The following is a 6,636-nucleotide window of genomic DNA, read 5'->3' on the forward strand; positions in this document are numbered from 1 at the left end:
GTAAACGATACCGCTTGGGCGCGAAAGAGTCCGGTGACGGACTCTTTTTTTAATAGTTCTAAAATTATATATTAACTTACGGATAAATAGTAGCGAGAGGAGGAGTGGGATGACGATTTATCAGTTGATCAAAGTGCAATCAAAACTGTGATAGGAAATGGTATTTTCCATATTCTCCTTTTTGGTAACTTCCTGCCTTTATACTTAAATGCAGATAAATATTTTTCTACAAGACAGAGTTTTGGTCAGGATTATATTACTTCGCTGACCAATATTATGCAGCCTTGGACTGCGCCTGTGCTGTTGGTCTGCTGTTTTGTATCAGGTGTAATGGGGGCACTCCTTGGAAAGAAATTGTTGAAAAAGCATTTTGTTAAGGCAGGCATTGCATAATGGGAAAAGGAATTTTACAAACCAGTGTGCAAAATCGAGGACTTGTGCTGGATCCCAGAACGAAGTTACTTCTCCTTTTTACCATGGCAGTATTTGTCTTAGGCTATATGGGTGGAGAAAAGCTACAGCTTCTGACTCCGATTTTTTGTATTTTACCAGCGGTATTTTTATTAACTGCGAAAAAGTATAAAACTGCAATTGGATATATCCTGATATATTCAGCTTCCTTTTTGGCGTTTGTGTTTTGGGGCGACAAAACCAGTGGTATCATAAATTTTCTGCTTCTCGGAATATGTGGCATCCTTGCCAGATTCCTGCCCTGTATGATGATGGGAGCCTATATGATTTCCACAACAACCGTCAGTGAATTTACAGCGGCGATGCAGAGGATGCATCTTAGCGATAAGATTATTATTCCTCTTTCCGTTATGTTTCGTTTCTTCCCCACGGTAATTGATGAATTTGTTTCTATCAACGCTGCAATGAAGATGAGAGATATTCGTATTGGCGGAAGAAACTTCTCCAAAATGTTTGAATATAGAATTGTACCGTTAATGACATGCTGTGTAAAAATCGGTGAGGAGCTTTCGGCAGCGGCTTTGACAAGAGGATTGGGCTAACAGAGCTTTGTGACAGAGTTATTTATATGAAAGCAGGAAAGATTGTCCTTGATATTTCCATGGATGAGTTTAAGAATTATTCAGAAAAAACACTTTCTAACATGGGACTTCGTACTCTGCGTATGAATCTTCATAGAGATGTAAAATCGGCACCCGGCAATGTGGAGAAAATGATACTTCGAGATTTTTCTTTTTCATATGAAAAAGAAGATGCAATAATTATTTCTGAGATTTCGTTGCAGGAGGGTGCAGTGATTGCCGTAATAGGTAAAAACGGAGCCGGGAAATCTACTTTTTCGCGTTGCCTGTGCGGATTGGAAAAGAAATTTAAAGGGAAGATGATAGTTGGTGATAAGATTTTACAGCGTAAGCAATTGCTGAAACAGTGTTATATGGTTATGCAGGATGTCAATCATCAGTTATTTTGTGAGTCTGTTAAGGAAGAAGTACAGCTTGCAAAAAGAAGTACAGCAAAGCTGAAAACGATTCGATGGATTCTCATTTCATTGTGTGCGGCTATAGTGATAATATTTATCGCACTTGCATTTATGAATAGTTCTTATCTGGATTGGAATTACAAAGACCATGAATTGGCAATGGCAGAGCTTAAGAAAAATGGTTCACTCAAATTGGCACAGGTAAGCGATGAGGTTGAACTTACAGAAGAGGATCTTCTCATCACAATGACACAGATGGAAGGATATGTAAATGTTTAATGTGAATGATTTCCGTCTGAAGGATCCGGCACTCGCTTCAAGAGCTACGGAAGAAGAGGCGGATATCTCTAATCTGGATCTACAAACAAGGATTTACTTTAGTAGACTCTTTCACAGAATGACGGACAAGGATTGGCTTATCTTCCTTAAAAATAACGGTATGCTGGGGGGATGATGTTCAGGAGATGGAAGCAGACGAGTTTTCAGAGACAGAGCTGTATATTACCGTTTTCGGGAAAAAGACCGGAAAGAATGCCAAAGAAAAAATGGTAAAGACTGTCTACAACAGAACCATAAAAGTGAATGAGATTATGGAGGAGATTCCATATGAGGTAAAGTTGGAGTACGTGAAAGAATTTAAGGAATACTTTGAAGAGCAGGTAGAACGTATTATAGCAGAGTATTTTGATTAAGGCGATGATATAAAGGTTCAGTATAGGAGAGGTGCGATGCGCCTCTCTTTTCTCTTTTTCGGAGAATTATGATGTTGAATTTCACATATATCAGTGTTTATGGTGATTTGAGCGTTATGTAAAATATCAATATAAGCAAGAAGTATTCACAAGGAGGAAACGATTATGTTGTATATATTATTTATGATTGGTTTGATATGGCTGGGTTGGAAACTTATAGTATTCGCTATTAAGGCAACATGGGGAATTGCAAAAGTTTTACTTTACATCGTATGCTTCCCGATTATTCTTATTGGATTAGTTTTGGGAGGCTTGATTTACATAGCACTTCCAATCCTTGTAGTTGCAGGAATTATCGCACTTTTATGTGGAGAGTAATGGCATTGGATGATATAATTATTAGGTGATTTTGAGGTGGGGTGGTCAATATGAAAAGAATTTTAGCAGGTTTGATACTTGCAACATTTTTTATAAATAGTTCTTCAATACAGGCATTTGCAAAAGAGTCAAATGGTTATGAAGAAGAAAGTCCTACAACGATTGGTGAATTAGGTGGATATCTTGAAGGTAATTTAAAGACTGTTGAGAATCTTACAATCGAAAGAAAATTTACTTATGAGAAAGGACATGGATTTTCCGCTGAGCGTGCAAACAATTTATCGGATGTGCTTAAAGGACGAAATGCTACAGTCGTTGGAGATGACAATGCGAAAAATGGACCGGATAGAAAAATAGTAAATCGAAATGGTGAAGTTACACTTATTCAGGATAAGTATTATTCTACCGCTAGCAAAAGCGTATCGGCAGCATTTGATGAAGAAACCGGTTTGTATAGATATGTAGATGCTGAAGGTAAGCCGATGCAATTAGAGGTTCCTGCTGATCAATATGAAAAGGCAGTAGAATCTATGGCGAAAAAAATAGAAGCTGGTAAAGTACCAGGTGTTACTGATCCAAATGAGGCATCCAATATTGTAAGAAAAGGAAAAGTTACTTACCAGCAGGCTGTAAATATAACAAAGGCTGGGAATATTGATTCGTTAAAATATGATGCAAAAAATGGAATGATAGTTGCTGCTGGCGCGATTGGTATCAGTTTTGTATTAGATTATGCAATATGCAGATATAATGGACTTGAAAACAAGGAAGCATTAAAAGAGGCAAGCTTGAATGGATTAAAAACTGGTGGATATGTGTTTGCAACATATGTAATTTCGAGTCAGCTTGCTAAAACGGGAATACCTGCGACTATGGCTCCTATGACGGATGCGATAGCCAATAATTTAGGGAAGGGACTATCAGAAGCAATCTTACAAACATATGGGGTAGAGGCAGCAGGCCTTTCTTCAAGTCAGATTGCTGGTCAGATATCTAAGTTATTACAATCTCAGATAATAACAGGAGGAGTAATAGTTGTTGTATTAACTGCACCAGATATTGTTGATCTGTTTAGAGGAAGAATTTCAAAGGAGCAGTTATTACAGAATCTATGTGTCACTGTTGTTAGTGTCGGAGGAGCATATGTTGGACATATAGCTGGAGGTGCAATTGGCACACTCATCCTTCCGGGGGGAGGAACAACTGCTGGAGCAATTGTTGGAGGAATAGCTGGTGGAGCGACAGCAGGCTTTGTTTCGAAATGGGCGTTGAGTAAATTCTTTGAGAGTGATTCAGATCAAATGTTTGAAATTATTTCTTCTAAGTTTGAGACAATGTGTGTGGATTATTTAATTAGTCAGGAAGAAGCAGACGACTTGGTTGATGATTTAAAAGATAAGCTCACAGGAAGTACTCTTAAAGATATGTATCAAAGTGAGAATAGAGAAAAATTTGCAGAAGATTTAATGAAACCACTATTTGAAAGTAAGGTTGCTTCGAGGGAAAAGATTGTGGTTCCAACAGAAGAGGAAGTAAGAGCAGAAATGCTTACAACCATGAAGGGAATTGTTTTCGTACATTAGGAGGGGTCATGAACGAGGAATTAAAGAACGTATTAATAGATAATAATGTTCCTGTGAAGGAAGATAAGTTAATTGAAGATGAGATAAAGGTAAAGAAACTTACGTATTTAAAACTAAGGGATGCTATTTGGAAGGTTGGGCGTGTCGTTGCTGAATTGGAAGATGAAAACATTTACCTTGCTGCGATAAAGAATGGTAAGGTTGGAAACACGGCTTATTTGGCATTAAAGTTTTTGCCGGGAAGAGTTGAAATTGTTGGATATGCTAAAGAAGGTTTATTTAACCAGCATACAACGGAAAAGGCTATAAAAGAATTAGAAAAGGCATTGATGCCAGACGAGCCCAGAGACGAAAAAAAAAACGACAGTGAAGAAGTAGTTGTTCCAAATAAAACTAAGAAAATTCTGGGGATAGTAATAGGTATTCTTGTAGTAGCTTGTATTAGTTTATACTTTATGATGATAAGTCCGGCTATAAAAGCAACGAATGCCTATAATAAGGCTGTTGATGAATATAATGAAATGTCTACAAGATACGATGAAGCATTAAAAAAAGTCTGTGTAGATAATATTGAAGGGATTTCTGCTACAGCAGGGAGATTAGAAAAAGAGAGTGTAGAACTTGCTGATGTAATACAGACCGTTTTGGACGGAAATACGGCTAATAAGATTGAAAATGATACTGCGACGATATACAAGTTGATTGACAGCATGAAAGATGATCTTAAGGTTGTTGCTCAAATAGAGAATCCCTCAGAAAAATGGGTGACGGAAAGATTAAAAACAGTTAGTAAGATAAAGGAAGTAGAAGCCGTATCTGAGGATAATGACCCCAATATGATGCTTGGAAAAGATGGTGGTTATACTGCTTGTTTGTATTTTACTATAAGTGATATAGATAGTGATAGTGTTGAAGGAGATACGATTGTTGATAAAGGAACTGATGTGGGTGGAGCCATTGAGGTATATAAATCAGTGAAAGATGCAGAGGCAAGATGTGAATACCTATCTGGATTTGATAATACATTACTATATTCTGGTTCCTATGCGATTATAGGGACGATGGTCATTAGAACATCGTACAGACTTGATGGGGAAAGTCAATTGGAATTAACAACTGAAATAACAAAAGCATTTACAAAGTTATAAACAAAAGCGGTCTCCAATTGAGGCCGCTTTTGTTTATGCAAGTTCTTTGTCAACCCAGAGTTTTAAGGTTTCGATAGCTAAAGACATTTCTGATAGGTGCTCCCTAAATAATTCAAAATCTTCACGTTCATCCGCTGAAATCTGTCCATCAGCAGTAATATCAATTATGCGCTCTTTATCATGGTTAAGAGCATTTAGATTAGATAAAAGCTCCATTGTGATTTGTGGAAGATCATGGATAGTCTCTACTTCTGGAACGTATTTTTTCCCTATTTGACACTCGTTAGTGCAAAAGTAGTTGCAAAGCTCTGGTTTGTTATAAACCTCGGCCATTAGGATTACATCTTCCGGATGCGCATTTAGAGATCCGTTTTCGATTTTTTCAACTCTGCTTGAAGTTAAAATGCCACCAGTGGCATCTTCTACAGCAGCTCTAGTCATTTCAATTTCATCGCGAGCTTGCTGGTATATGTTTTTATTTTCTTTAATGGATTTTTTACCCATAGTATTTCCCCCTCGTAATCTTATTGTATTGCATACAATATTATACTCGAAAATTACCACCTTTTCCACAGCTGTCGGGGAAATAACAAGCCTTAATTCGCAGCAATCTACGTATATTATGAACTTGCTAGAGACTATAATTAAATCATCAAAAGAAGAGAGGGTGCTGGGATGACAGTTCAGGAAAGAATCAGAAAAAGCAGATTGTTAGAAGAAATGAAAAGTCATAAGGATACTGTAAAAGCTCTTGGGCTAAAAGATGTTTCTACATTTAAAAAAGCACTTATAAAAGTGAATAATACCGAATCCTATTCTATGAAATGATCGTCTTCTGGGAGAATAGAATTCAATTATGATAATCTCATTTGGACTATAACGGGTAGAAGACCTGATAAATCTATGATCAGCCCGTCGAAATACCTCCTTTCTAAGTTTTCTTCAGCGGAGCGTTCAAATGAGTATCCGCTGAGAATTGGCGGAAAAAGGTTTATGTAACAAAAGTGAAAGATGCTTTCATGATAAAGGAGGAGCTATATGAAAAGAGGAGCAGAGCATTCTAGAGTACAAAGGAAAGGACGTGAAAGAGACTTGCAGACCTGTCAAATATGTGGAAGTAAAGATCATACAGAAGGACATCATCTATTTGATTATGCAATGGGTGGAGCAGCGGATGAGGACAATATTGTGACGTTATGTCATGATTGTCATCAAAATGTACACAAAGGTTTAACGAGTTTGTTTAGATTCTGAGGAGCGCTCATTGTCAAGCTAGTTGTCAGTAAAACTTTAACTTTTTGTTGCAATCATTCAGGCTGTCAGATGTTACTTCGCACCTAAGCTAAATGTCAATGACAAGCAGCTTCGCTGATGCAATTCATCCA

General features: G+C 37.3%; 10 protein-coding genes. 9 read left to right on the forward strand and 1 reads right to left on the reverse strand.

Annotation, left to right across the window (positions count from 1 at the left end; translation table 11 throughout):
• Positions 1-138: 138 nt before the first annotated feature.
• From FYJ75_RS14945 to FYJ75_RS10825, 7 genes are all read left to right on the forward strand, one after another.
• Positions 139-393 carry an MptD family putative ECF transporter S component gene (locus FYJ75_RS14945; protein ID WP_408638922.1) on the forward strand — a complete coding sequence of 85 codons (255 nt, stop codon included), beginning with the start codon at positions 139-141 and terminating at the stop codon, positions 391-393.
• The gene (locus FYJ75_RS10800; RefSeq protein WP_154430458.1) at positions 393-1,013 is read left to right on the forward strand and encodes an energy-coupling factor transporter transmembrane component T; all 621 of its coding nucleotides are present in this window, start codon (positions 393-395) and stop codon (positions 1,011-1,013) included. The genes FYJ75_RS14945 and FYJ75_RS10800 overlap by 1 nt, the downstream gene beginning before the upstream one ends.
• A 26-nt stretch (positions 1,014-1,039) precedes the next feature.
• A complete protein-coding gene (locus tag FYJ75_RS10805; protein WP_154430459.1) occupies positions 1,040-1,729 on the forward strand; it encodes an ATP-binding cassette domain-containing protein in 690 nt (229 codons plus the stop codon).
• Between the two features lie 185 nt (positions 1,730-1,914).
• On the forward strand, positions 1,915-2,142 hold the full coding sequence (locus tag FYJ75_RS10810) for a hypothetical protein (RefSeq protein WP_154430460.1): 228 nt from the start codon (positions 1,915-1,917) through the stop codon (positions 2,140-2,142).
• A gap of 165 nt (positions 2,143-2,307) precedes the next feature.
• On the forward strand, positions 2,308-2,520 hold the full coding sequence (locus FYJ75_RS10815; RefSeq protein ID WP_154430461.1) for a hypothetical protein: 213 nt from the start codon (positions 2,308-2,310) through the stop codon (positions 2,518-2,520).
• Positions 2,521-2,570: 50 nt separating this feature from the next.
• Positions 2,571-4,103 carry a hypothetical protein gene (locus FYJ75_RS10820; RefSeq protein WP_154430462.1) on the forward strand — a complete coding sequence of 511 codons (1,533 nt, stop codon included), beginning with the start codon at positions 2,571-2,573 and terminating at the stop codon, positions 4,101-4,103.
• 8 nt (positions 4,104-4,111) lie between these two features.
• Positions 4,112-5,251, forward strand: coding sequence for a hypothetical protein (locus tag FYJ75_RS10825; protein WP_154430463.1), 1,140 nt, complete (start codon positions 4,112-4,114; stop codon positions 5,249-5,251).
• 33 nt (positions 5,252-5,284) lie between these two features.
• On the opposite strand, the gene FYJ75_RS10830 is transcribed toward FYJ75_RS10825, so the two are convergent.
• The gene (locus tag FYJ75_RS10830) at positions 5,285-5,755 is read right to left on the reverse strand and encodes a helix-turn-helix domain-containing protein (RefSeq protein ID WP_154430464.1); all 471 of its coding nucleotides are present in this window, start codon (positions 5,753-5,755) and stop codon (positions 5,285-5,287) included.
• A 171-nt stretch (positions 5,756-5,926) separates the two neighbouring features.
• Between FYJ75_RS10830 and FYJ75_RS10835 the strand changes: the two genes are divergently transcribed.
• Both FYJ75_RS10835 and FYJ75_RS10840 read left to right on the forward strand, forming a co-directional pair.
• Complete coding sequence (locus FYJ75_RS10835) at positions 5,927-6,079, forward strand: hypothetical protein (protein WP_154430465.1); 153 nt, start codon at positions 5,927-5,929, stop codon at positions 6,077-6,079.
• A gap of 210 nt (positions 6,080-6,289) precedes the next feature.
• Positions 6,290-6,505 carry an HNH endonuclease gene (locus FYJ75_RS10840; protein ID WP_154430466.1) on the forward strand — a complete coding sequence of 72 codons (216 nt, stop codon included), beginning with the start codon at positions 6,290-6,292 and terminating at the stop codon, positions 6,503-6,505.
• Positions 6,506-6,636 lie beyond the last annotated feature (131 nt).

Origin of the sequence: Roseburia porci (assembly GCF_009695765.1) — a bacterium.
GTDB classification, from domain to species: domain Bacteria; phylum Bacillota; class Clostridia; order Lachnospirales; family Lachnospiraceae; genus Roseburia; species Roseburia porci.